The sequence below is a fragment of the Arthrobacter sp. H-02-3 genome, assembly GCF_003097355.1.
Taxonomy (GTDB): domain Bacteria; phylum Actinomycetota; class Actinomycetes; order Actinomycetales; family Micrococcaceae; genus Arthrobacter; species Arthrobacter humicola.
On the sequence record NZ_PYUI01000005.1, the window covers coordinates 122,422 to 145,798 of the forward strand.

General features: G+C 65.9%; 20 protein-coding genes. 13 read left to right on the forward strand and 7 right to left on the reverse strand.

Annotated features, from left to right (window positions below):
• The first annotated feature begins 4 nt into the window (after nucleotides 1-4).
• The 8 genes from C9424_RS07255 to C9424_RS07290 are packed head-to-tail and all read left to right on the forward strand — an operon-like array spanning nucleotide 5 to nucleotide 7,996.
• Entirely contained in the window at nucleotides 5-844 is an 840-nt protein-coding gene (locus C9424_RS07255; RefSeq protein ID WP_091253117.1) for an SDR family oxidoreductase, read from the forward strand.
• A gap of 6 nt (nucleotides 845-850) precedes the next feature.
• Entirely contained in the window at nucleotides 851-1,918 is a 1,068-nt protein-coding gene (locus tag C9424_RS07260; protein WP_116766214.1) for a galactitol-1-phosphate 5-dehydrogenase, read from the forward strand.
• On the forward strand, nucleotides 1,915-2,964 hold the full coding sequence (locus C9424_RS07265; protein WP_116766215.1) for a zinc-dependent dehydrogenase: 1,050 nt from the start codon (nucleotides 1,915-1,917) through the stop codon (nucleotides 2,962-2,964). The genes C9424_RS07260 and C9424_RS07265 overlap by 4 nt, the downstream gene beginning before the upstream one ends.
• Nucleotides 2,965-3,006: 42 nt before the next feature.
• The gene (glpK, locus tag C9424_RS07270; RefSeq protein ID WP_116766216.1) at nucleotides 3,007-4,536 is read left to right on the forward strand and encodes a glycerol kinase GlpK; all 1,530 of its coding nucleotides are present in this window, start codon (nucleotides 3,007-3,009) and stop codon (nucleotides 4,534-4,536) included.
• A gap of 9 nt (nucleotides 4,537-4,545) precedes the next feature.
• A complete protein-coding gene (locus C9424_RS07275; protein WP_116766217.1) occupies nucleotides 4,546-5,508 on the forward strand; it encodes a shikimate dehydrogenase family protein in 963 nt (320 codons plus the stop codon).
• Nucleotides 5,505-6,095, forward strand: a complete 591-nt coding sequence (locus C9424_RS07280; RefSeq protein ID WP_116766218.1) for a glucose-6-phosphate isomerase — start codon at nucleotides 5,505-5,507, stop codon at nucleotides 6,093-6,095. Before C9424_RS07275 ends, C9424_RS07280 begins: the two co-directional genes overlap by 4 nt.
• Nucleotides 6,096-6,148: 53 nt before the next feature.
• Nucleotides 6,149-7,054: a phosphoglycerate dehydrogenase gene (locus tag C9424_RS07285; RefSeq protein ID WP_237563344.1), complete on the forward strand. Its 906-nt coding sequence runs from the start codon at nucleotides 6,149-6,151 to the stop codon at nucleotides 7,052-7,054.
• A 21-nt stretch (nucleotides 7,055-7,075) separates the two neighbouring features.
• Complete coding sequence (locus tag C9424_RS07290) at nucleotides 7,076-7,996, forward strand: MurR/RpiR family transcriptional regulator (RefSeq protein WP_091253128.1); 921 nt, start codon at nucleotides 7,076-7,078, stop codon at nucleotides 7,994-7,996.
• 131 nt (nucleotides 7,997-8,127) lie between these two features.
• On the opposite strand, the gene C9424_RS07295 is transcribed toward C9424_RS07290, so the two are convergent.
• Nucleotides 8,128-8,814 carry an HAD family hydrolase gene (locus C9424_RS07295; protein WP_272914141.1) on the reverse strand — a complete coding sequence of 229 codons (687 nt, stop codon included), beginning with the start codon at nucleotides 8,812-8,814 and terminating at the stop codon, nucleotides 8,128-8,130.
• A gap of 380 nt (nucleotides 8,815-9,194) precedes the next feature.
• Here C9424_RS07295 and arfB point away from each other — a divergent pair, with 380 nt between their 5' ends.
• Nucleotides 9,195-9,617, forward strand: coding sequence for an alternative ribosome rescue aminoacyl-tRNA hydrolase ArfB (gene arfB, locus C9424_RS07300; protein ID WP_116766219.1), 423 nt, complete (start codon nucleotides 9,195-9,197; stop codon nucleotides 9,615-9,617).
• A gap of 88 nt (nucleotides 9,618-9,705) precedes the next feature.
• On the opposite strand, the gene C9424_RS07305 is transcribed toward arfB, so the two are convergent.
• Entirely contained in the window at nucleotides 9,706-10,758 is a 1,053-nt protein-coding gene (locus tag C9424_RS07305; RefSeq protein ID WP_116766220.1) for a Gfo/Idh/MocA family protein, read from the reverse strand.
• Entirely contained in the window at nucleotides 10,755-11,807 is a 1,053-nt protein-coding gene (locus tag C9424_RS07310) for a Gfo/Idh/MocA family oxidoreductase (RefSeq protein WP_116766221.1), read from the reverse strand. Before C9424_RS07310 ends, C9424_RS07305 begins: the two co-directional genes overlap by 4 nt.
• Nucleotides 11,808-11,991: 184 nt before the next feature.
• Here C9424_RS07310 and C9424_RS07315 point away from each other — a divergent pair, with 184 nt between their 5' ends.
• A complete protein-coding gene (locus C9424_RS07315; RefSeq protein WP_116766222.1) occupies nucleotides 11,992-13,023 on the forward strand; it encodes a LacI family DNA-binding transcriptional regulator in 1,032 nt (343 codons plus the stop codon).
• Between the two features lie 7 nt (nucleotides 13,024-13,030).
• Here the strand turns inward: C9424_RS07315 and C9424_RS07320 are convergent, their stop codons facing one another.
• Nucleotides 13,031-13,636, reverse strand: coding sequence for a J-domain-containing protein (locus tag C9424_RS07320; RefSeq protein WP_202615802.1), 606 nt, complete (start codon nucleotides 13,634-13,636; stop codon nucleotides 13,031-13,033).
• Nucleotides 13,637-14,342: 706 nt separating this feature from the next.
• On the opposite strand from C9424_RS07320, the gene C9424_RS07330 reads away from it, so the two are divergent.
• Nucleotides 14,343-16,370: a glycosyltransferase family 2 protein gene (locus C9424_RS07330; RefSeq protein ID WP_133247490.1), complete on the forward strand. Its 2,028-nt coding sequence runs from the start codon at nucleotides 14,343-14,345 to the stop codon at nucleotides 16,368-16,370.
• Nucleotides 16,371-16,403: 33 nt separating this feature from the next.
• On the opposite strand, the gene C9424_RS07335 is transcribed toward C9424_RS07330, so the two are convergent.
• The 3 genes from C9424_RS07335 to C9424_RS07345 form a co-directional block, all read right to left on the reverse strand.
• Nucleotides 16,404-17,360 carry an MBL fold metallo-hydrolase gene (locus C9424_RS07335; RefSeq protein WP_116766225.1) on the reverse strand — a complete coding sequence of 319 codons (957 nt, stop codon included), beginning with the start codon at nucleotides 17,358-17,360 and terminating at the stop codon, nucleotides 16,404-16,406.
• Between the two features lie 9 nt (nucleotides 17,361-17,369).
• Entirely contained in the window at nucleotides 17,370-19,058 is a 1,689-nt protein-coding gene (locus C9424_RS07340) for a long-chain-fatty-acid--CoA ligase (RefSeq protein ID WP_116766226.1), read from the reverse strand.
• Nucleotides 19,059-19,136: 78 nt separating this feature from the next.
• Nucleotides 19,137-20,378 carry an MFS transporter gene (locus C9424_RS07345; RefSeq protein ID WP_237563345.1) on the reverse strand — a complete coding sequence of 414 codons (1,242 nt, stop codon included), beginning with the start codon at nucleotides 20,376-20,378 and terminating at the stop codon, nucleotides 19,137-19,139.
• Nucleotides 20,379-20,797: 419 nt separating this feature from the next.
• On the opposite strand from C9424_RS07345, the gene C9424_RS07350 reads away from it, so the two are divergent.
• Both C9424_RS07350 and C9424_RS07355 read left to right on the forward strand, forming a co-directional pair.
• Entirely contained in the window at nucleotides 20,798-22,396 is a 1,599-nt protein-coding gene (locus C9424_RS07350) for a PucR family transcriptional regulator (protein WP_116766227.1), read from the forward strand.
• On the forward strand, nucleotides 22,393-23,337 hold the full coding sequence (locus C9424_RS07355; protein WP_116766228.1) for a glutaminase: 945 nt from the start codon (nucleotides 22,393-22,395) through the stop codon (nucleotides 23,335-23,337). Before C9424_RS07350 ends, C9424_RS07355 begins: the two co-directional genes overlap by 4 nt.
• Nucleotides 23,338-23,377: the final 40 nt, after the last annotated feature.

Here is a 23,377-nt window from a genome sequence, read left to right on the forward strand (position 1 = left end):
CAAAATGAGCGAAACATACGTCCCCCAGCCCGGAGTTGCCTTGGCCGGCAAAGTCGCCGTCATCAGCGGAGCAGCGTCCGGAATCGGCGAGGCCGTTGCCCGGATCTTCGCCGCCAACGAAAGCAAAGTCCTGCTCGTGGACATCGACGAAGAACGACTGGAAAAGGTTACCGCCAGCATCCGCGGCTACGGCCGGGGAGAAGTGCACTCCATCCTCGCCGACGTCACCGACGAGCAGTCCGTCATCGACCTCTTTGCCTGGGCCAAGAACACGTGGGGCAGCGTTGACCTCATCGTCAACAGCGCCGGACGCGACTCCCTGGCCCCACCGGTAGTGGACGTCACCCTTGACGAGTGGAACAAGACGATGACCCCGAACCTGACGGCCGTGTTCCTGATGTGCCGGGAGGCCTTCAGGATCATGGAAAAGCAGGAAAACGGCGGACGCATCATCAACATGGGTTCGTCGTCTGCGCGCGTCGCGTCGGGACCCGGGCACAGCCCGTACCGCGCCTCCAAGCACGGCCTGATGGGCTTCAGCAAGAACATCTTGCTCGAAGGCAAGGACAAGAAGATCGGCGTCACCGTCATCAACCCGTCCCACGTCAAGACCCCGATGACCGAAATCATCGACAAGGGCCTCTACGACGGCGACGTCCCCGCCTACATCGACGGCTGGCTTGACGAGAAGGAACTCAATGAAGGCATCCACGCCAGCTGCATCGAGGTGGACAACGTCGCCGAAATCACCCTGTTCGTGGCAACGCGGACCCCCGACGTCACCATCCCGCAGATCGCGCTCTACCCGACGCATAAGGCCCACCGCTACGGCATGGAGGTCTAAGACACCATGAAAGCTGCCATCCTTAACGGACTCAACGATCTGGAATACGCGGACATCCCGGATCCAGACCCGGTCGGGGACAACCCCGTGCTGGTGCGTGTCGGCGCCGTCGGAGTCTGCGGATCCGATGTGCTCCGTTACGGGCACGGCAAGGCGTATCGCTACCCCCTGGTGCTCGGACATGAGTTTTCGGCCATCGTCGAGGAAGCCCCGCACAGCCCCGGCCTTACGCCGGGGGACCGCGCGGCGGTCTTTCCGCTGCTGCACAGGCACGATGACCCGATGTCCGAGATCGGCGAATATGCGCTGGGCACCGGATACGACTACTTCGGCTCCCGCAGGCACGGTGCCATGTCCGAGAGGATGTGGGTGCCAGAGCGCAGCATCTTCCGCGTTCCAAACGACATGCCCCTCACCCACGCGGCCATGGTGGAACCTGCCGGAGTTGCCCTGCACGCCATGCTGAAGGTGCAGATCCCCACCCATGCCACGGCCCTGGTGATTGGAGCCGGCCCCATCGGCGCCCTCGCCGCGCAGTGGCTGCGGATTCTGGGCTGTTCCCGTGTCCTGGTGGCCGATATCGACGACCGTAAGCTGGAGATCATGACCGGCCTCGGCTTCGAGACTCTCGATGCCAAAGCGGGTGACACGGCCGAACTTGCCAAGACAGCCACCGGCGGGTGGGGTCCGCAGATCGCCGTCGAGGCGACTGGAAATCCGAACGCGCTGGTCCAGGCGATCGACGCAGCGTCAGTCCAGGGGCAGGTGGTCCTTCTCGGGGACCTGAGCGGGGACCTGCATCTGGCCAAGGCCGCCGTCTCCTCGCTCCTGCGGCGGGAATTGCGGCTCTACGGGACGTGGAACGCCAAAGTTGCGCCCAAGGGCCGCAGCGAATGGGACATGGTCATCGCCCATCTGGGCCGCGATCTCCACGTGGACGAACTGATCAGCCATGTCCTGCCCCTCGAGGCGGCGCCCGCAACATTCAGGAAGCTCACCGATCGGGCGATCTGGTACAACAAAGTGCTCTTCGCTGTTTCGGACGAGGCGCAGGCGGAGGTGCGGACCCAGTGAAAGCAGCACGCCTCCATTCCCCGGGCAACATCACAGTCGACGAAATCCCGACGCCAATTGCGGGAGCCGGCGACATCGTCATCAAAGTCCGGGCTGCGTCAATTTGCGGAACTGACCGGCGGATCGCCGCCAACGGGCACTTCAAACTGCAGGACGGCACCCCACGCGTGCTCGGCCACGAATTTGCCGGGGAAATCATCGAGGCAGGCAGTGAAGTGGTGGGCTACGCCGTGGGTGACCGGGTCAGCGTCACGCCGAACGTCGGCTGCGGGCGATGCGCGAACTGCCTCGTGGGCTTGAACAACATGTGTCCCTCCTACGAAGCCTTCGGCATCACCATGGACGGCGGCTTCCAGGAATACGTGCGCATACCCGGCTTCGCCATCAACCGGGGCAACGTGTTCCACTTGCCCGGGAGCGTGACGTACGCAGAAGCGGCCCTGGTGGAACCACTTTCGTGCTGCTACAACGCTGTCAGCAAGCTGGGCGTGGGGCCGAGCACCACGGTGTTGATCATGGGCGCCGGACCCATCGGCGCCTGCCACGTCATGCTGAGCAAACTCTACGGTGCCCGGAAAATCATCGTCTCAAACAACAGGCAGCCGCGTCTGGACTTCGCTGCATCCGTCGGGGCCGATGTGCTGGTCAACCTCACCGAACGCGACCTTGCCACCGTGGTGGATGAAGAGACCGGAGGCCGTGGCATAGACGTTGCCCTGACGTGCGTGTCCAAAGCCGAAGTGCAGGCCCAGGCGGTCCAGCTGCTGGCCACCCACGGACGCGTGAACTTCTTTGCCGGACTCGGTAAGGCACAGGCCGTGCCGCTGGACACCAACAGGGTCCACTACCAGGGCCTGACACTCACGGGGACGACAGGGTCAAGCAACTCCGACTATGCCGAATCCCTTCGGCTGGTCGGAGAACGCCGCCTGGACCTCTCGCCACTGGTCAGCCAGACATTCACACTGGATGACATCGAGAAGGCCATGGCCTACGCAGGATCGGGCCAAGGGATGAAAGCCATGATCCTTTTCGAATCGAATTAACGCGTTGCACCAACCCGCAACGCGCACAGAAATGGATCGGCGATGACGACGAAGTACATCATGGCGCTGGATGCCGGGACGACCGGCATCCGGGCAATAATTTACAACTCAGACGTGGAGATCGTAGGCGAAGCCAGCCAGGAATTCACCCAGATATACCCTAAGCCGGGGTGGGTGGAACACGACCCCATGGAAATCTGGAACACGCAACTCGCCGTGGCCCGCCGCGCGCTGCTGGGGGCCAACATCGACCCGCACGACATCGGTGCCATCGGCGTGACCAACCAACGCGAAACAACAGTCATCTGGGACCGCGGCACCGGCAAACCCATCATGAACGCCATCGTCTGGCAGGACCGGCGAACAGCAGGCGCGTGTGACGGCCTAAAGGAGAAGGGCTTGGAGGACCATGTCCGCTCCACAACGGGCCTGGTCATAGACGCCTACTTCTCCGGCACCAAGATTGCGTGGATGCTGGACAATGTGCCTGGTGCACGTGTCCGGGCAGAGGCCGGCGAACTGTGCTTCGGCACCATCGATAGCTGGCTCATCTGGAACCTGACCGCCGGGGCAGCGCACGTCACGGACTACTCCAATGCTGCCCGGACGATGCTGTTCAACATCAACACGCTGGACTGGGACGACAAACTGCTCACCGAGATCGGCGTACCCCGGCTCATCCTTCCCGAAGTGCGTCCCAGCAGCGAGATCTACGGATACACCTGCGACGGAATCTTCGCCGGCGCCCACATCCCGGTCGCCGCGGCCATCGGCGACCAACAGGCAGCGTTGTTCGGCCAGGCGTGTTTCGACCGCGGAATGGTCAAGGCCACCTACGGCACGGGCGCCAGCCTGGTCATGAATACCGGAGACAAGCCCGTCAGCTCGGCAAACGGCATGCTGACCACGATTGCCTGGGGTATCGGCGGCAAGGTCGAGTATGCGCTCGAAGGACTGATCTTCGTGGCGGCGGCGTCAATCCAATGGCTGCGGGATGAGCTGCGGGTCATCTACGACGCGGCCGACAGCGAATACGCTGCGATGCGGGTCGAGGATTCCGGCGGGGTGTACGTTGTACCCGCGTTCACCGGCCTGGCTGCACCCTACTGGGATCCGTATGCCCGCGGGGCGATCCTCGGACTGACGAGGGGATCGAGCCGGAACCACATTATCCGGGCCACCCTGGAATCCATCGCGTTCCAGATCAAGGACGTGATTAATTGCATGGAAGCCGACGCCGGTCTCCCCGTCTCGGAAATCCGGGTCGACGGTGGGGCTGTGCGCAACAACTTCCTCATGCAGTTCCAGGCCGACATGGTGAACGTCCCGGTCCTTCGTCCACGCCAGGTGGAATCGACCGCGCGGGGTGCTGCGCTTCTCGCGGGCCTGGCCTGCGGATTCTGGAACAGCCAGGACGAACTGCGGGACACGTTTGCGCTCGACCGGGCCTTTGTTCCGGACATGTCAGAAGAAAAGCGCTCCTCCCTGTACGCCGGCTGGCAGAAGGCCGTCGCCCGCGCCTGCGACTGGGAAGAACACGAATCCACCACCCCACCGACCACCAAACTCTAGGAGCGCCCTGTGACGCTACTGCCCGCCGTCGAACCGACGATGTACTTCATCGGTGTCACGACGAACAAATCCTCCATCATGAAAGTCTTCCCGGCCTGGGCCAAAGAGCTCGGCCTGAATGCGACCCTCAAAGGCATTGATCTGCCGTTGGGCGCGCCACGGGAGGCCTACCGGGACGTCGTCGGTTTCCTGAAATCCGACCCGATGTCGCTCGGGGCACTGGTAACGACCCACAAATTGGACATTGTCAGCGCTGCCCGCGATCTCTTCGACGACTTTGGCCCCGATGCGCAACTCTTGCACGAGATCAGCAGCATCAGCAAACGGTCCCCGCGCCTCTGGGGCAACGCCATGGACGCCGTCACCAGCGGCCTGTCTCTGGAAGCCATCCTTCCCGAAAACTACTGGGAAGACTCGCCGGCAGACTTGGTATTGCTCGGCGCCGGCGGGTCCTCCCTGGCACTCACCCTGTACCTGCACCAGCGCGCCGCCGCTGGCCTCCCCGGTCCCAAGAAAATCATTGTCACCAACCGCCGGAGTCTGCGGCTCGAGGAAATGCGGGAAATGCACGTCAGGATCAGCAGCACGCTGCCGATCACGTACGTCCAGGCAACGGACGAATCGACCAACGACGACGTCGTTGCCAACGCGTCTCCCGGATCCCTGATCATCAACGCCACCGGACTGGGCAAAGACCGTCCTGGTTCGCCGCTGACCGACAGTGTCACCTTCCCCCAGGGAGCCATCGCCTGGGATTTCAACTACCGCGGCGATCTGGTCTTCCTGGACCAGGCCCGGTCGCAACAGGCGGAGCAACAGGTCCGGGTGGAGGACGGCTGGGTGTACTTCATCCACGGCTGGACCCGCGTGATCGCCGACGTATTCAACATCGATATTCCCACCCGGGGAGCGGACTTTGACCGCCTTTCCGACATTGCCCACACCGTATCCCAGAAGGAGAACCTCTCATGAACACCACCCCCGCAACGACTGTCGAAGCAGTCGTCACCGACTTCAACGTCGTCACCGGACTGTCAAAAAGCAAAGCCCCCCTGCAGCGCCGCCTCTCTGCCATGGCCGAGATGTACGCCGACCAGGAGGCCGCCACTGCTCAGCTCGCCAAGGAGGACGTGCTGGTGTACGAGTTCTTCGACATGGGGGTCCCCTCCACCAGCGGCGACGTGGCATACGGAACAAGCATCACGTATCCGGGAAAGGTGGGCAATGAGTACCACATGACCAAAGGACACTTTCATGAGGTCCTGGACACGGCGGAAATCTACTACTGCCTGAGCGGACGCGGTTACATGCTCATGGAGAACCCCGAAGGTGACTGGCAGGCGGCCGAATTCACTCCGGGACAGGCGGTATACGTTCCGCGCCGCTACGCCCACCGCAGCATCAATGTCTCCGATACCGAGCCGCTAGTGACGTTCTTCGCGTTTCCCGGGCACGCCGGCCATGACTACGGGACCATCGAGACCAAGGGATTCCGCAAGCTGTGCGTCGAAAGCGACGGCAAGCCGGAGTTCATTGACAATCCCCGTTGGCAGGCCTGAGCTCCATGCCGCCAACTGGAACATCAGCCACCGGCCGGAAGGGCCGCATTGCAGTGACCCCCCGCTCGCTTTCGGGCGGGGGGCACCCGGCCCTCAGGCTGCTGGAAGACGCCGGATACGAACTCATCTATCCGGCTCCGGGAGCCGTGCCCAGTGAGGAACAGATCCGGTCCTCCCTGAGTGGCTGTGTCGGTTATCTGGCCGGGACCGAAGTCCTTTCCGGCGCGTTGCTGGAAGAACTTCCGAACCTTCGGGCCATCTCCCGCAACGGCGTGGGCGTTGACTCCATCGACCAGGGGGCAGCTGCTCGTCTTGGCATAAGTGTCGTCACGGCACCGGGAGCAAATTCCCAGGGAGTCGCGGAACTGACGATCGCACTCATGCTGGCCAGCTGTCGCAGTATCCCTTGGCATGACGCACAACTGAAATCAGGGGATTGGAATCGCCGACCAGGCCGCGAAATCGCCGGCCAGGTCCTGGGTGTCATCGGGTGCGGCCAAATCGGCCGCCGCGTGGCCTCCCTGGCTTTGGGACTGGGGATGAAAGTGCTGGCGTTCGATGAATACCCCCTGGCATCCTTCAATCCGTCTCCCGATTTCTCCTGGGCGCCATTGGAGACTGTCCTGTCAGCAAGCCAGATCGTATCGCTTCACATGCCGCCGGCAGGCCTCCCGGTCCTTGGCGCCGAGGCGATAGGACTGCTCCGGGACGGCGCCATCGTTATCAATACGGCCAGGGCGTCGCTCATAGACGACGCAGCAATGCTTCAGGCTCTGGACTCCGGACGGGTGGACACCCTCGCCACCGACGTCTTTAGCTCGGAACCGCCTGCACCGAGCAAATTGATTTCGCATCCGAGGGTCATCACCACCCCGCACATCGGTGGATACACTAAGGAAAGCGTGGATCGAGCTACCGAAGCCGCGGTGGAAAACCTGCTGAACGCGCTGGCCACATAGCCCTAGACCGGAGATTGCACAATGACGGAGACCTCTACAGGAGGCGGACTGCTGCACCGAATATCGGGGCGGTTGCCGTACCTGCCACCCTCGCTTCGTCTGGTAGCCGAGGCAGTGCTGAAGTCCCCCGAGCAGGCCCAGGCCATGACCATCACCGAACTCGCCCTCGCTGCCGGCGTCGGAGAATCGACTGTGTCCAGGTTCGTGAAAGAACTGGGCATCGATGGTTACAAATCCATGATGCTCGGTCTGGCCGAAGCTACCTTCATCTCCAAAGCTGCAAGCGGCGCACAGTCAACGAATTCGGAGGTCGTTTACGAAGGCGTCAACCGCGGAGACTCGACAGAAGATATCGCCGGGAAGGTCGAACGAAGCAGCATTCAGTCCCTCAGACGGACCGCGAACCGACAAGATATTAAGTCCATCGAGCGCGCGGTCGACATCATCGACGCCTCCAACACCGTGATCTTCTGCTGCATGGGATCATCCAGCATCGCGGCTGAGGAAGCTGTCATGCGCTTCACCCGGGCCGGTAAGAAGTGCATGTTGTACCGGGACACGACGATCCAGGTCATGCTGGCGGCCATCATCGAGCCGGGAGATTTGCTGATCGGAATCAGCGACTCCGGCCAAAGTACCCCCATCATCGACGCGATGCACTTGGCCCAAAAACGCGGGGCGGCGACGATTGCCATCACCGGCACCGAGGGTTCCCCGCTGCACGAATACGCGGATGTTCTCTTGTACACCGCCACTGTTCCCAGCGGCGGGGAACTCTACGGAGAATCCGTGACGAGCAAATGGGGCCAGCTGCTGGTAATCGATATTCTGTACGCCGCCTACGCGAGCCGGCACTACGATGCCACCGTCGAACACCTCAGGCAGACGTACCAAGGCGCAATTCGCCAATCACGAAGCAGCCCCCCGATATCTCCCCATTAGTTCCTTTGAACGCCTCGGACGACGGAAATGGATCGCAGATGGGAATCTGCACTCATGCATTGTCGGCGTCTCGCAACTCGGGTGCGATGCCGGCACCAGGCCGGATCCTGAAGATCCGGCAGGACCTTCTCTCAGGCCCAGCCCTCCACCCAGTTCAGAAGGTCGGATGCTTCCAAGGAGTCGCGCGTCAGGTCAGCCATTGGTTTCTGGTCCGGCGAAGCGGGTATTGCGATGACTTTCATTCCCGCGGAGCGCGCGGCGGAGGCCCCGGCCTCGGAGTCTTCGAAAGCCAAGCAATCCTCCGGATACAAATTCAGGGCGTCCACGGCGGCAAGATACACGTCCGGTTCCGGTTTCGGATTGGCGACTTCGTCTGCGGAAATCGTGACGCTGAACCCCCCGTCGAACGCGCCACGAAGCAGCGTCTGATCCAAGATGCGCCGGGCGGAATTACTGGCCACTGCCACCGGGACTCGCGAGGAGACTGCCGCGACGAAGGATCGCGCGCCCGGCATCGGCACGGCAGATTCAGCCACCATGGCCATATTGACCTGGAGTAATTGTTCAACAAGTAACTGGGGGTCCTCTCCCGCACGAGAGGCAATCAACGGCCCTATGCGGCTGGCGGGGAGGCCAACGAGGCGGTGCTGCAAGTCGGCGTCGAAGAGGACGCCATGGCTTTCGCTGACAAGACGCTGGGTTTGAATCCACAGGGATTCGGTATCCATCAGTAGCCCATCGCAGTCGAAAACCACGGCGCGGGGCTGCCAGTCGCCAAAAGTCCGTGGAAAATCTGAACGACCTGCCCGGCCGTACAGTGCGCGACGCGCGGCACTGACCGCCCCGTCGGGACGACGGCCGAACGCATCATCTAGCACCTAGCGATACTAACAAAATGCACCGCCATGGGCCCATGACGGCTTCACAATTGCTCTACTTGCTCCGGCGTTTCGCCTCGCCGGAATGTCTCTTACCGTTGTTTCATCCGTGCCTGAACCCTGCGAATAGTGTCCGGGTCGGATTTCGAACGCCGACCATATATTGCATGGCCCATATTGCGTATGCCCGGGCCACATCTAACGACGGCATCGTTCTCTGGGAGGTCAGCGTACGGACGGGTACCCGCCTGAGACAGTTACTCTTGAGCCCCCGCGGGACCGGGGCTTTGATTGCGGCCAGATCGTGCAACGCTAGGTGCATGGACCTCGAGGTGTCGCCTGCGCTCACGATTCCCTCGGCGGAACTCGGCTGGCGGTTCTCGCGGTCGTCCGGGCCGGGCGGTCAACACGTCAATACCTCGGACAGCCGCGTCGAACTCTCATGGAACCTCGCCGCCTCGGCGGCACTGTCGGAGGGCCAACGGCTGCGGCTGGTCACGCGTCTCGGACCGCGGCTCATCGCCGGGGTGATCACCGTGACCGCCTCCGAACGGCGCTCCCAGCTGCGCAATCGCGAGATTGCATTGGCTAAGCTCGCAGCCCTCGTGGCAGAGGGCCTTGCCCCCGATGCTGCCCGACGCCGGGCGACCAAACCCACGCGGGGCTCGAACCGTCGGCGCCTGGCCGCCAAGGAACAGCGGGCCGCGACGAAACAGCAGCGAAGGCGGCCGTCCGCCGAATAACGCCCGCAACGCCCGACGGCGTCCGGCTCCCGCTTGGAGGGCTCGCCGAATGGAGGCCCCTCGCCGGGCAACCTATCCAGCAAGAATGTCAGTCACGGCGCCCCGATGCCGAGCTTTCGCCGGGGAACACGATTCCGAGCTGGTTCCTGATGGCGTCGGCGACGGCCATGGTCCGGATGGATTCGGCGAGCGGCCGTTGCGGAACCTCGAGTTGCCCTGCCGCGATGGCACGCGCGACGGCGGCGGCCTCGTAGTGCAGGCCTTCAAAGTGCGCTCCGGCCGGCTCCTCGTAGGCCAGCCGGGTGCCGTCGGGGAAGCGGACGGCGAAGCCGCCGGGCATGTTGAAGGGCCCGTCGATGGTCAGGGAGGCCTCCGTGCCCACGATGGTGGCAGAGGTCGGCGTGAAATTGTGCAATTGGGTGTTCATCATGGCCTGGCGTCCGCCGGCGAAGGACATGACGGCGGAAAGCTGGGCGTTGACTCCGGATTCGTGCGGTTCGCCGAGTGCCAGGAGATGGTCCGGTTCGCCCAGGACGGACGTGATGAGCGAGAGCGGATAGGTCCCGAGGTCCAGCAGCGGCCCGCCTGCCAGGGCCGGGTCGAAGATCCGGTGGCTGCGGTCAAAGTGCTCACCGTATTCGGCGAAGACCGTCGTAAGGTCCCCGAGCATTCCGGAGTCGAGCACCTGACGGATGACGTCGAACTTGGGCAGGAAGAATGTCCACATGGCTTCGGCGGCAAACAGTCCGGCCTCGGCGGCCCGGTCGGCGATGCCGGCCGCCTGTTCGCGGTTGATGCCGATCGGCTTCTCGATCAGGACGTGCTTGCCGGCGTCGAGCGCCAGCAGGGCGGCCTTGTAGTGGAAGTTGTGCGGCGTGGCCACGTAGATGATGTCGACGTCGGAGGCCGCCAGCTCTTTATAGCTGCCGAAGGCCGCTGGGATGCCGTGGCGTGCGGCAAACAGTTCGGAGCGGTCCAGCGAGCGGGACCCGATGGCGGCAATCACCTGTGAGGTGTGTGCCTGGACGGATTCCGTGAAGCGTTCCGCAATCCAGCCCGGCCCCATGATCGCCCAGCGCAGCGGGGGTGCGTCGCGGGAGTCCGGGACCCGGGACACGGGGAGCGAGCGGTTCCCGGTCATGAACGGACCGCCGTGGTGCGGGCGCCGTTGCCATACCCGGAGGCAGTCGTCGCCGTGTATTCGATCCGCTCCGAGCGGCCAGTGTGCAGGGAGCGCGTGGCGGCCTCCGCGATGGCCTGGGCCTTCAGCCCGTCATCGAGCGAGGGCGTCAGGGGCGTCCCGCTCTCCACCGCGGCAACGAAGTGGGCCAGGGCGGCGGCATAGGTGGGCTGGACGCGTTCGAACCACCCGGGGTGCAGCCCGTCGTCCACCACCTGGCCGGCGCGGTACCGCGACACGGCTCCGGTGCGGCGGCGTCCGGCCTCGACCAAACCGGCGGAGCCCATGACCTCGATCCGCTCGTCGTAGCCGTAGCCCGTCCGCCGGACGCTGTCGATCTGCACCAGCGCACCGGTGGGCAGCCGGAGGGTGACCGCGGAGGTGTCGACGTCGTCGTACTCGGCCAGGCGGGGATCTGACAGGGCGGAGCCGGCGGCGAAAACTTCCACCGGGTCCAGCCCGGTGAGCCAGCGGGCGAGGTCGAAAAAGTGCACGGTCTGGTCCCGCATCTGGCCGCCCGAGGTGGCGATGTAGGACAGCGGCGGGAGGGCCGGGCCCCGGGTGGTGAGCTGGAGGAGTTCGACGTCGCCGATCTCACCGGCGTCGATGGTCCGCTTGAGTTCCGCGTAGTCGCGGTCGAAGCGGCGGTTGAAGTCGATCATGACCGGGACGGCGCGCCCCGCCGCGTGGGCGGCGGCTTCCCGGGCCCGGTCAAGGTCCAGGTCGATCGGCTTTTCGCACAGTACGGCCAGGCCGGCGTCGGCGGCGCGGACCAGATGCCGGGCGTGGGTGTCGGTGGAGGAAGCGATGAAAACGGCGTCAATGTTTTCCGGATCGAACACCTCGTCCAAGTCCGCGGCGGCGCTGGCCCCGTGTGTCTCGGCCAGGGCCTGTGCCCGGCTCCGGTCGATGTCATAGATGCGGGAAAATTCGACGCCGGGGTGGGCGGCGAGGTTGGCGGCGTGAACGGAGCCGATGAAACCGGCGCCTAAGAGAGCAAAGCGCAGCACGTCAGTGTCCTGTCTCGTGGCGGGCGGGCTTTGGCGACTGTGGTGCACTCATAACAATTCCTCACTGCTGGGCAAACCCCATTGACGAACTACTTGGACAAATACTTGGACCGGTCCATAATGGACTTTGTCGGGATCACCCGTCAACCCCTTATGCTGGGACGGCATCCAGAGGAGGAGCGCCATGAACCAGCCGCCGGCTCCCGGCCATCCGCCCCGCCGGCCCACCATCCGCGACGTCGCCGAGCGCGCCGGGGTGTCCAAATCCCTCGTGTCGCTGGTGCTGGGCGGATCGTCCAACGTGGGTGCAGACCGCCGTCGGGCCGTCCTGGACGCTATGGCCGAACTCGGCTACAGGCCCAACCAGTTGGCCCGCGGGCTCTCCAGCGCGCACAGCGGCACTATCGGCGTCCTGCTCAACGATCTCCGGAATCCCTGGTTTGTCGAACTCCTCGAGGGCCTGAGCGCGACGCTGCACGCAGCCGGGGTCTCCCCCGTGCTGGTTGATTCCTACACCGACAACAGGGTGGGCCGACGGTCCGTGGAGACTCTGCTGGAGCAGCGAATCGACGGTCTTGTGGTGGTCGGCACCACCTCAGAGGAGGCCGCCCTGGAGGCCGCCATCGCGACCGTGCCGGTGGTCCTCGCCGGCACCCGGGAGCCGGCGCTGCCCGGGGCGGACATCGTGGTCGACGACGATGAATCCGGGGCCCGTCAGGCGGCCGAGCACCTCATTGCCCTGGGCCACCGGCGGATCGCCCACCTGCAGGGCCCCGGCGAGATCGGCCGGCTGAGGCGGGCAGGCTACGAGGCCGCGATGCGGGATTCCGGGCTTGATCCTTGGGTGGTGGCTGGCGGCATGAGCGAGGAAAGCGGGTACGAGGCCGCGCGCCGCCTGCTGGCCGGACTGCAGCGGCCCACCGCGATTTTTGCGTTCAACGACCTCGCCTGCATTGGCGCGCTCTCGGCCGCCGCGGACCAGGGCCTCACGGTGCCGGGCGACCTCTCGCTGGTCGGCTACGACAACACGTACCTCGCCCGCATCCGTCACCTGTCCCTGACCTCGGTGGACAACGGCAACTTCGCCGTGGGCCTGCAGGCAGGCCGGTACATCCTTGAACGGCGGGAAACCCGGGATCTTCCGCAGCGGCTGCATCTCGTTCCGACGCAGCTGGTGGTGCGGGGTTCCACCGGGCATCCCCCGGGCAGCGCCTAGGCAGCGCCTAAGCGGAGCCGTTCCAGAGCCGCCGCCACCAGGACTGGGCCGGTTCCGGCTCGGGCGGAGCAGCGGCTGCCGCGGCAGCCCGGCGCCCCCGCCAGCGGTCCAGTTCGACGTCGACGTCGCGCGTCTTGGTGATCACCGGCGGGCCGCCCTGAAGCTGCCGCCGGGCATCGATGACCCGGGCGTTGAAGTCCTCCACCATCTCGCGCACCTGCTTCTCGCCGAACTGGGCATCGAGCCGGGCATCGAGTTCGGCGTCCTCGGTGCGGAGCAGGATCGCCTTCGGGCCCAGGCCGGAGATATTCTCCCGCTGGATCAGGCCCTTGACCCACCAGTCGGGGTCGTACACCTCCCCCAGGCCCGGGATGGGCTTGCCGGCGTACTTGAGGTTGTCGAACTTGCCCTGCGCCATGGCATCGCGGATCAGGTACTCGGCCTTGGCGGCGTCGTCAATCTTGGCCCGCTTCTGCCGGAGTTCCTCCTCCGCCGCGTTGAGCGCATCATTTTCCTGGGCGGTGCTGCCGGAGGCCCGCACGCCACGAAGTTCCGCCGCGCGCTCCACCCGGCGCCGGAACGCACTGCTGGAACCGCTCACCCCGCTGCTCATCAGCCACCACCGTCCTCGCCTGCCCGGATCGCGGATCTGCCTTTCCAGTATGAGGAACGGCCTGGCCCCGGCGAAAGGTTTGGCAGGCGATTGGATTGCCGAACTCCCTGCGCCCCGGGCCCGCCCGCAGTCCACAGCCGAGACGGGACCCTAACGCCCCCGTAACCCGGTGTTAACCCAACCGTGCAAGGCTGGGGACTTCGGAAACTAAGCATCCTTCCCATCTTTCCTGCAGAACAGATCCCGAGGAGTTGCAGCCGTGAACAGCCAAGAGCGCCGTCCGTCCGGAAGCCCCCAGCCCGCCAGCAGTGAGGAAGGAACCCGGGATCTGAGCAGCACGCACGTCACGCATGTCCGGGAAGATGTGGCCCTGGCAGGACGGTGCGCCAATGTCCACTTGCCCACCGGGCGCACCTGCACGCTGCCCGTGCGCCATCCGGGCTCGTGCAATTTCGTCGGGCCCGGGGACGCGGACAACGTCGCAGTGCACTAAGCCAGTGCACTAAGTCGGTGCACCAAACCGCAGCGCACTGGGCGCCTGCGCAGCGGGTTCCGGCGCATTAACATGCGGTGACGGCTCCTGGCGCCTCCCAAACAGCACTCCGGGCGCAGTTTTGTGCAAGTATTACGCCGGCCCCGGCGACAGGGGGTACTCCGCGGCTACGATGATCGGACTTGAGCACCGGATCTAGCTGAGGGAGATCACGTGTCTCGTGAGGATCTACGGCAGCGCGCCGAAAGCGCATCGGCTGGGGGACTGTCGGCCGACAAGACTTCTGCGGCGCCGCGGCCCGCACAACTTGATGCCACGGCGCTGACCCGCGCGGGCATTGCCGGCTGGGCTGCCCGTCTGGGACCTCCCGGGCCGGAGGCGCCCCGGTCCCGGCGGCTCGCCCATCTTGGCGGCCTTGCGGCCATCGCGGCCTTGGTCCTGTACCTGACGTGGCGTGTGCTGTTCACGATGCCGTCCGGTCAATGGAACCTGACCATCGCCTGGATCCTGGTGACCTTCGAGGCCCTGCCGCTGGCCGGCCTCATCCTGAAGGCGTGGTCCGTGTGGAACATCGACAGCCATCCGCCGGCGCCGGTGACCGAGGCACCCAACGGCATGCGGGTCGCAGTCCTGATCCCCACGTACAACGAGCCCATCGAGGTGCTGACGCCCACGGTGGCCGCGGCCTGCGAACTCGCCCCGGACCATGAGACCTGGGTCCTCGACGACGGCGACCGGCCCTGGGTTGAGGAAATGTGCGCCGCCTACGGCGCCCGCTACGTCCGCCGGGACGTCCACGACCACGCCAAGGCCGGCAACATGAACCACGCGCTGGGCCTGATGGCCGCGGAAAAGGCCGTAGGCGGCCCGGGCATCGACATCATCGCCGTGCTGGACTGCGACCACGTGCCGTTGCCCACCTTCCTCACCGCCACATTGGGCTGGTTCGAGGACCCGGAGATCGCGCTGATCCAGGGTCCGCAGTCCTTCTACAACGGCGGCGCGTTCGACGACGACGGCATCACCGGCGAGCAGGGCACCTTCTTCAACGTCCTCATGGCCTCCCGCAACGTTCCCGGCGCCGGGCCCTTCTGGTGCGGGTCGACGTCGTTGTTGCGGATGAGCGCCCTGGAAGAGGTGGGCGGCGTGGCCACCGAAACCATCACCGAGGACATGCACACCACGCTCAAGCTCATCCGGCGCGGCTGGCGGACCGTGTACCACCACCAGACCCTCGCTGTCGGGCTGGCGCCGGCGACGCCGGACCAGTACCTGCTGCAGCGGCGGCGCTGGGGCATGGGCGCGATGCAGATCCTGGTCCACGAGAAACTGTGGGCGGCCAAGGGCTGGATGTCGTGGCGGAACTACCACGAGTACCTCAACGGCACGCTGTGGTGGCTGGAGGGCATCGCCACACTGGTGGCCTTCCTGATTCCGGTGCTGATCATGCTGTCCGGGGCCCAGACCTCCACCGCCGGTCCACTGCTGTTCACCGGGGTCTTCCTGGTCATGTTCACCGTACGGCTGTGGGGTTCGAAACAGCTCATGCGCAACGAAATCCACTGGCCCACGGCCTTCGCCCTGCGGATCTTCCGCGTCCCGGTGGGCCTGGCGTGCCTCTGGTGGCTCATCTCCCGCAACGTCCTGGAGTTCCAGGTCACGCCCAAGGGCGCCGCCGATTCGCGGCTCCGCGGCCGGACGCCGCGGATTCTGATCGTGATGGTGGTCCTCATCACCGCGGTCATTCTGTACGCGGCGGCCGGGCTGGCCGGGCTGGTTCCCTGGCGGACGACGGCCGGTTCCACGGTGGCCTCGGGCGCCTGGCTCGTGCTTGCCGGCGTGGTCCTGGTCCTGGGCACCCGGCGGATCCGGGCCGCCGAATTCGCCACGTCACGCCGCAACGCGCACCGGATTGAAGTGAAGGCGCCCGTGGAGGCCGAGGGTGTCCGCGGCGAGCTGCTGGACATCTCCGTCGGCGGCGCGGCCGTACGGTTCCCGCATGGAACGCTGCCGGCCTCGGGCCTGGTCACACTCCGGCTCCCGGAGGCCGCGCCGGTCCAGTTGCAGGTCATCCGGACCACCGAACAGCCGGACGGATCCCAGACCGCGTCCCTGCGGGCGGCCGACGACGACTGGGCCGTCTACCGTGCCCTCTCGTTGTGGATCTTCCACACTCCCGCAGGGGCGCTGCCCGAATTCCCGCCGGGTGTTCCGGCCGCGGCGTCGCTGCGGGGCCGCTGAGGATCGCGGCTTCTCGGCGGGGCGGCTGCCGCCTCAGTCCCCCTCGACGGAGAGGATGAAACGGGGAGACACGTGCCGGCCGGGGCGTCCGCCGGCCTGGTCAATGGCCCGGCGGATCTCCCGGAGGTGGTCCACCGTCATCTGCAGCGGCGGTTCGTCCGGCTGGTAGGTGGTGAAGATGGGGTAGTCGACGCCGGGCTCCCGCGACATTTCGATGTGGCAGCCCAGGATGTGGGTGACGGGGCGCGTGCGGCAGAATACGATCAGCCGGTCAATGGTGCGGACAAACGCGGGCCAGTCCTGGATATACAGCCGGCCGGGATAGACCGTGTCTCCGGTGAGCAGGAAGCCGGTGTACGAATCGTAGAACGTGACGGCCGCGTTGTGGTGCCCCGGGCTCGGCCAGCATTCCAGGACGCGTCCGCCCAGATCCACCTGCGCCGGCTCCACGGAGCCGCCGCCGCCAACGGTACCGCCGTCGTCGTCCGAGTGGCCCTCAGCCTCCGAGTCGTCGGCGGCGACGCCGTCGTCGTCAGGGTTGTCAGTGAACCCGAAGAATTCCCACGCGCTGTCCCGGGCCGCGTCCACCAGAACGGTGTCGGGGCGCCCTGCGAACTGGGCATCTCCGGCAACATGATCGCCGTGCGGATGGGTGTGGAGGACCAGTAGCCGGTAACCGACGCGGGGATGCGCGGCAAGCCAGGCGTCCATGAGCCCGTCGATAACGCGGCGCAGGGGGAAGAAGTCCGCGGACGCGGTGGCGCCGGTATCGATGAGCACGGCGCGGGCGTTGCCGAACAGCAGGAACATGAACGGCGCCTCGTAATTGACCGCCATGTTCTGACGCAGGATGAACGTGTGGTCGTCGTAGGCGTGGACCTGGATGTCCGGGTCCGTGTTGTGCTTCGCGGACTCGGATCCGTGGATCCAGGCCACCTCCAGATCGCCGGGGCGCGGGACGCCTGCGGTGAAGTCGATTTCAGTGTGCATTCGGCTTCCTCACAGCTCCGGCAGAACTTGCTCGCGCACCTGCTTGCGGAGGATCTTCCCCAGCATCGAACGGGGCATGTCGCCGATCGCCACGATCCGTTTGGGGACCTTGTAACCGGCGAGGTGCTCGCGGCAGTACGCGCGCAGGGCCTCCTCGTCGAGGTCGGCACCCGGGGCGAGTTCGACGGCGGCGACCACCATCTCACCGCCGCGCTCCAGCGGCTTGCCAATCACGGCGGCGTCGGCGACGTCCGGGTGCAGCCGCAGCGCGGCCTCCACTTCGGTGGGCGAGACGTTGAAGCCGCCGGTGATGATGAGTTCCTTTGCCCGGTCCACGATCTTGGTGAAGCCGTCCGCGTCCACGGTGACGACGTCGCCGGTGCGCAGCCAGCCGTCGGGCGTGAGGGCTTTCGCGGTTTCCTCCGGGTTGTTCCAGTAGCCCTGGAAGACCTGCGGGCCCTTGATCAGCAACTCCCCCGGCTGGCCCTGCGGCACCTCAACGGCCGGGTCGTCGATGTCCACCACCTTCATGAGCGTGGACGGGAACGGCACGCCGATGGTTCCGGTGCGCCGGGTGGGGAAGAACGGGTTGCCCATGGCCACCGGCGAGGACTCGGTCATCCCGTAGCCCTCCACGAGCAACCCGCCGGACACCGATTCCCATAGCTCCACGACGTGGTCGGGCAGGTTCATGGCGCCGGAAATGCAGTATTTGCAGGACCGCAGCGAGATGCCCTTTTCCTTCGCGGCCATCGCCGTGCGCTCGTAGATCGGCGGGACGGCGCAGTAGACGGTGGCGGGCGACTTCTTCATGGCGGCAAGGATCAGATCCGGGTCAAACTTCGGGAAGAGGACCAGCAGGCCCTGCTTGCGGATGCCGTAGGTGAGGTAGAGCGTCATGCCGAACGCGTGGAACATCGGCAGGATCGCGTAGAACACCTCTTTGCGGTACTCCGCGCCATGCATCCAGGCCTCGCCCTGCAGCGCGTTGGAGTACAGGTTGAAATGGGTCAGCATGGCACCCTTGGGCCGGCCGGTGGTGCCCGAGGTGTACTGGATCGCCGCGAGGTCGCCCACTGAGGGCCGCGGGTGCGCGGGGTCAATCCGGCCGTGGGCGAGGAGCTCCTTCCACGGCGTGGTGCCGGGCGCCGGCGCGGTCAGCGAGGCACGCGTTTCGCGCAGTTTCTTCACCGGCAGGTGCAAGGCGAGGCGCTTGACGGCGGGGAACGCCTCCAGCAGGTTGACGGAGACGATGTGGTCGATTTCGACGTCGTCCGGGAGGTCCCGGACCGCCGCCGCGGCCTTGTCCCATGCGATCACGATCCGCGCCTGGTGGTCCTCAAACTGGTGGCGCAGTTCCCCGGGGGTGTACAGGGGGTTGTGTTCGACGACGACCGCGCCCAGGCGAAGCACCGCGTAGAACGCGACGACGTGCTGCGGGCAGTTCGGCAGGATCAGGGCCACCCGGTCACCAGAGCGGACGCCGAGGCGGCGCAGGCCCTCGGCGGCCCGGTCCACCTGTTCGCCGAGATCGGAGTAGCTGGTGCGGCGGCCGAAGAACTCCAGCGCCGGCGCGCTCCCCGCCTCGGCCACGGACCGCTCCAGCATGTCCACGAGCGACTCCGTGGGCAGTTCGATCTCCGCCGGGACGCCCGGCTGGTAATTCTTCACCCAGGGCTGCTGGTCTGTTTTCGCCATGGCCCCATCATTTCCTGAAGTTCCGGCCGGGGCGAATTCGGGCGCGGGGGCCGACGGCAGGTGCCGGGCGGCTGATGCTCACGCCGGTACGCTATGGACGGCCTCCGGGTCCGGTACGGCGGCCTTCGCCGTCCGGGTCAGCGCGATGGCTGCAAGTGCCACGACGGCGAGCGCGGCGCAGGCCGCGAAGACTCCCTGGTATCCGAGCGCGGTCATGGATCCGAGGGCGATGATCGGGCCGGAGACGATCGCGCCGACGCGCCTGGTGTTCATGTAGAGGCCCGAGGCCAGCCCCGGACGCGGAATGATCTGCTGAAACAGGGTCAGGCCCACTCCGGCCACAATCGCAAAGAACCAGGCATTGAGGATCTGGAGCGCGATGAGGCCCACGGGGTCCGCGATGAAGGCCATCGCGGCGTAGTAGGCAATCCCGGCGAGGCAGCCTGAGGTGATGAGGGCACGGCTGGAGAACCGCGCGCTCAGCCGCCCGATGACAAGCAGCGCGGGGATCTCAAGCGCGGCGGAAACGCCCAGCGCGATACCCGCCCAGAGGACGTCCAGGCCAAGCCGGCCGGTCACGAAGAGCCCCATGATGGACACCGCGGCACTGTTGGTGGCCTGCAAAGCGATGAACGCGAGGACGACGGCGGCGAGGCCTGCCCTGGACAGCCGCGGCCCGTCGTCGTCCGGGGTTGACGGGCCTGTCGGGTGGCTGACCGTCTGCGGTTTCCGGCGGATCATGGCCGCGGTGGTGGCAATGTTGAGCACGGCCACCGCTGCGAGGGCCAGCAGGATGGCCCGGTTGCCCAGCGTACCCATGATCAGCGTTGCCAGCGGAGGCCCGGCCACCCAGGCGACGGAGACGACGGCCCGGGTCTTCATGACGTCCGCCCGCGGCGCCCCCGAATGCTTGAGGTGCGCGAAGAGTAGCGAGACGCCGACTCCGGCCGGGCCGCCGAGGGCGATCAGGCCGACGACGGCGACCGGGAGCGAGGTAGTGCCGGCCAGCACGCCTGCGAGCACAAGGGTCAGGCCGGCGCAGACCAGGAGGGGCCGCAGATAGTTGTTCATGCGGTCGGCATAGGCGGGCACCAGCAGGGCAGCGACAAACCCGCCGGCGTTGTAGACGGCAAGGACCCACCCCACGTCGGCGCGGGTGGCGTCATACAGCGCGACCAGCAGGAGCGCCAGCGCGGGGTTCAGGAAGGCGAACTGCAACCCCCAGAGCAGTGCCGCCGAGGACACCAGCAGGCGCGGGGGCGGCGGTGAGGCCCGTGTCGTTTCCTCGAGTCTGGGGCCGCCGCTCTGACGCATGCGCATGTCGGTTGTCTCCTGTCAGGTCGCGGGTGCCGCAGGCCCCGGGCGTTTTCGCCCGCCGTCGCTCGGCCGGGCGTGGGTTGCTCCGCCGAACGACGGCCGCACCCACGTCCCCAAGGCTAAGCGCGTCAGTTATGGCCCGGGAGTCACTGCCAGTACCCCCATCGGCTGGGCCGCAGAAGGGCCAACCCCCGTCGATTGCTCCGTAGACGCCCTTTTGAGGAGTCATAACGGCAGTTCTGGAGCAATGGATGGAGTTGCCAGGAGACGCGCAACAGCCGGGCGCCGCTCCCCTTGGTCCGCGGACCTAAAACGGACCGCGTAACTTAGGATATTTTCCATATTTTCGGGGATAACCGCTCGATAGCATGAGGTGTCCGGACAGAGCCGTCCGGGAGGGTGCCAATGTCAGAAGGAAGCCCATGGCCGCAGCTACAGTGGACGACATCCTCGCGGATCTCCCGCTGGGCTCCGCGACCCTGATGCTTCGGCCCGCCCGCACGGATGCGACGATCGAGCGCTTTCTGATCGTGGACGCCGACGACGAAAGCTCCGACGGCGGGGCCGCGTTTGTCCTGTTGGTCGGCGTTCGCGGACGCTCCGCGTTGCCGGCAGTTCGGCGCCTGCTGAAGAACCCTCCCCTGGTCCTGGCCGTCAAGGGCAGCCCGGAGGAACTGGCGGAAGCCGAAGAACTGCTGCGCGCCGCCGGAACCGGCCTGCTGCTGGTGGACCCGTCCGCGGACTGGGACCGCCTCCTGTCCATCGCCAAGGACCGGATCCAGCCGCCCAGCTACCAGCGCGAAGTGCTGACCCTGCTTGAAGAGGACCTCTTCGCCATCGCCCAGACGACTGCCCGGCTGACCTCCAGCCACGTCGTGATCGAGGACGCCGCCAACAAGGTCCTGGCATATTCCACCGTCACCAACGCCATTGACGAGCTCCGCAAGGCCTCCATCCTGGCCCGGCGCGGCCCGCGCAAATACGAACTCCTGCTCAAAGACCTTGGCGCCTACCGCGAGCTGCACCGGACCCGCCTCCCGGTCCGGGTACCCGCCCGGCCCCAGGACGGCCTGCGGGAACGCGTCGCCATCACCTTGTTCGCCGGCAACCGCATCATGGGCTACATCTGGCTCCAGGAAACCGGCGCCGGCTTCGGCGACGACGTTGATTACGTGCTCACCGGCTCTGCCGCGCGTGCCTCCGCCGAGCTCATCCGGTACCGCAACCAGCAGTCCGTGCACATGCGCGAGGACCGGATCGCGCGCCTCCTTTCGGGTCCGGCGGAGGCTGCGGCGAGCGCGCACAGTGAAAAGATCCCGGCGGACCGCCCCTCGGCGCTGATCCTGCTTGGCCTCTCAGCGTCTGAAGCCCGGGAGGACGACGCGGCGCTCAAGCACGGGGAGCTGGCCAATCTCGCGTCGATCCACGCGGCCGCCTACAAATCGTCAGCCATCGTGGGACAGTTTCACGGCGACACCGCCGTCGTCATTCCCGGTCTCCAGTCCGCCAACGCCGACGCCGGACTGCGGAGCCTGGCCGAGGCAATCGTCAAGGACGCCGCCAAGCACCTCGGCATCAGCCCCTTTGCCGCCGTCGGACCCGTCGTCCCCGATCTGCTCTCGATTCATTCCGCGATCGGAATAGCCGAAGCCCTGCTCGGCTGCATGCGACGGTCCGGCGAAGTTCCGGTAGCCACCGTGGACGACTTCGAGGCGGAAATCCTCTTCCACGACGCCGTCGAAAACTTCACGACGGCGGCCTTCCGGCACCGCAGCCTCTGGGCCCTCCTCCGACACGACGCGGAACTGGCCGAAACCCTGCGTGCATTCTTCGACGCCTCCCTGGACGTGGCCGAGTGCGCCAAGCGGATGCAGCTGCATAAGAACACCGTCTACTACCGGATCAACAAAGTCAGCCGGGTCACCGGGCTGAACTTCGGCAATCCCCGCGATTCATTGGTCGCCCTGCTTCATGTTCAGGAGTGGGCCGGCACACAGAAGGAGCACCTGGGCAAGAAATGATGACAGCACTTGATTCGCCGCCGCTTGGCCCGGTCCTGGAGGACCTTGTCCGCAGCCACCGGCCCCGGACGGAAGCGGGGTCAGTCCCAGCCAATATTCCCCACCTGCAGGTCCCGCCGTTCGACCGGTTCGGCATCGCGGTTGCCACGACGTCCGGAGAAGTCTTCAGTTCCGGCGACGCCGATCTTCCGTTCTCGATCCAGAGCATTTCCAAGGTCTTCACCCTGGCGATGGCGCTCAGCGCCGACGACTCCGGCTCGTTGTGGTCCAGGGTCCTTCGCGAGCCGTCAGGGACGTCCTTCAACTCGCTGGTCCAGCTTGAAGTCGAGCACGGGATCCCGCGGAACCCCTTCATCAATTCGGGCGCACTGGTGGTCACCGACCACCTGATGGAAAGATCACCCGACGCCGCCGCTCAGGTCCTGCGCTTCCTCACCGACCAGGTGGGTCACCAGAATGGAAGACAGGGTCCCTTCATCGATGAGGTGGCCGCAAGGAGTGAGCTGTCCAGCAGTAGCCGCAACCTGGCCCTCGCCCACTTCTTGAAGGAATTCGGCAACCTGCGGCGGCCCGCACAGGCCGTGGTGGAGAACTACGTCAGGCAGTGCTCAATAATGATGACCTGCGTGGAGGTGGCCAAGGCGGGCCTGTTCCTCGCGCAGGATGGCCGCGGGGCGCAAGGCGCGGTGGTCTCCCGGAGCGAGGCAAAGCGCATCGGCTCCATCATGCTGACCTGCGGCATGTATGACGCCGCCGGCGAGTTCGCCTACCGCGTGGGACTTCCGGGGAAAAGCGGTGTGGGCGGCGGCATTCTGGCGATCGTCCCCGGCGAGTGCGCCATCTGCGTCTGGAGCCCGCGGCTGGATTCCAAAGGAAATTCCCTGGCAGGCTCGGCGGCTCTCGCCGACCTGTCCGACCGGACCGGGTGGTCGATCTTCTGATCTGACGCCTCGCTGTCCCCACAATCTCTCTCCAAACCCC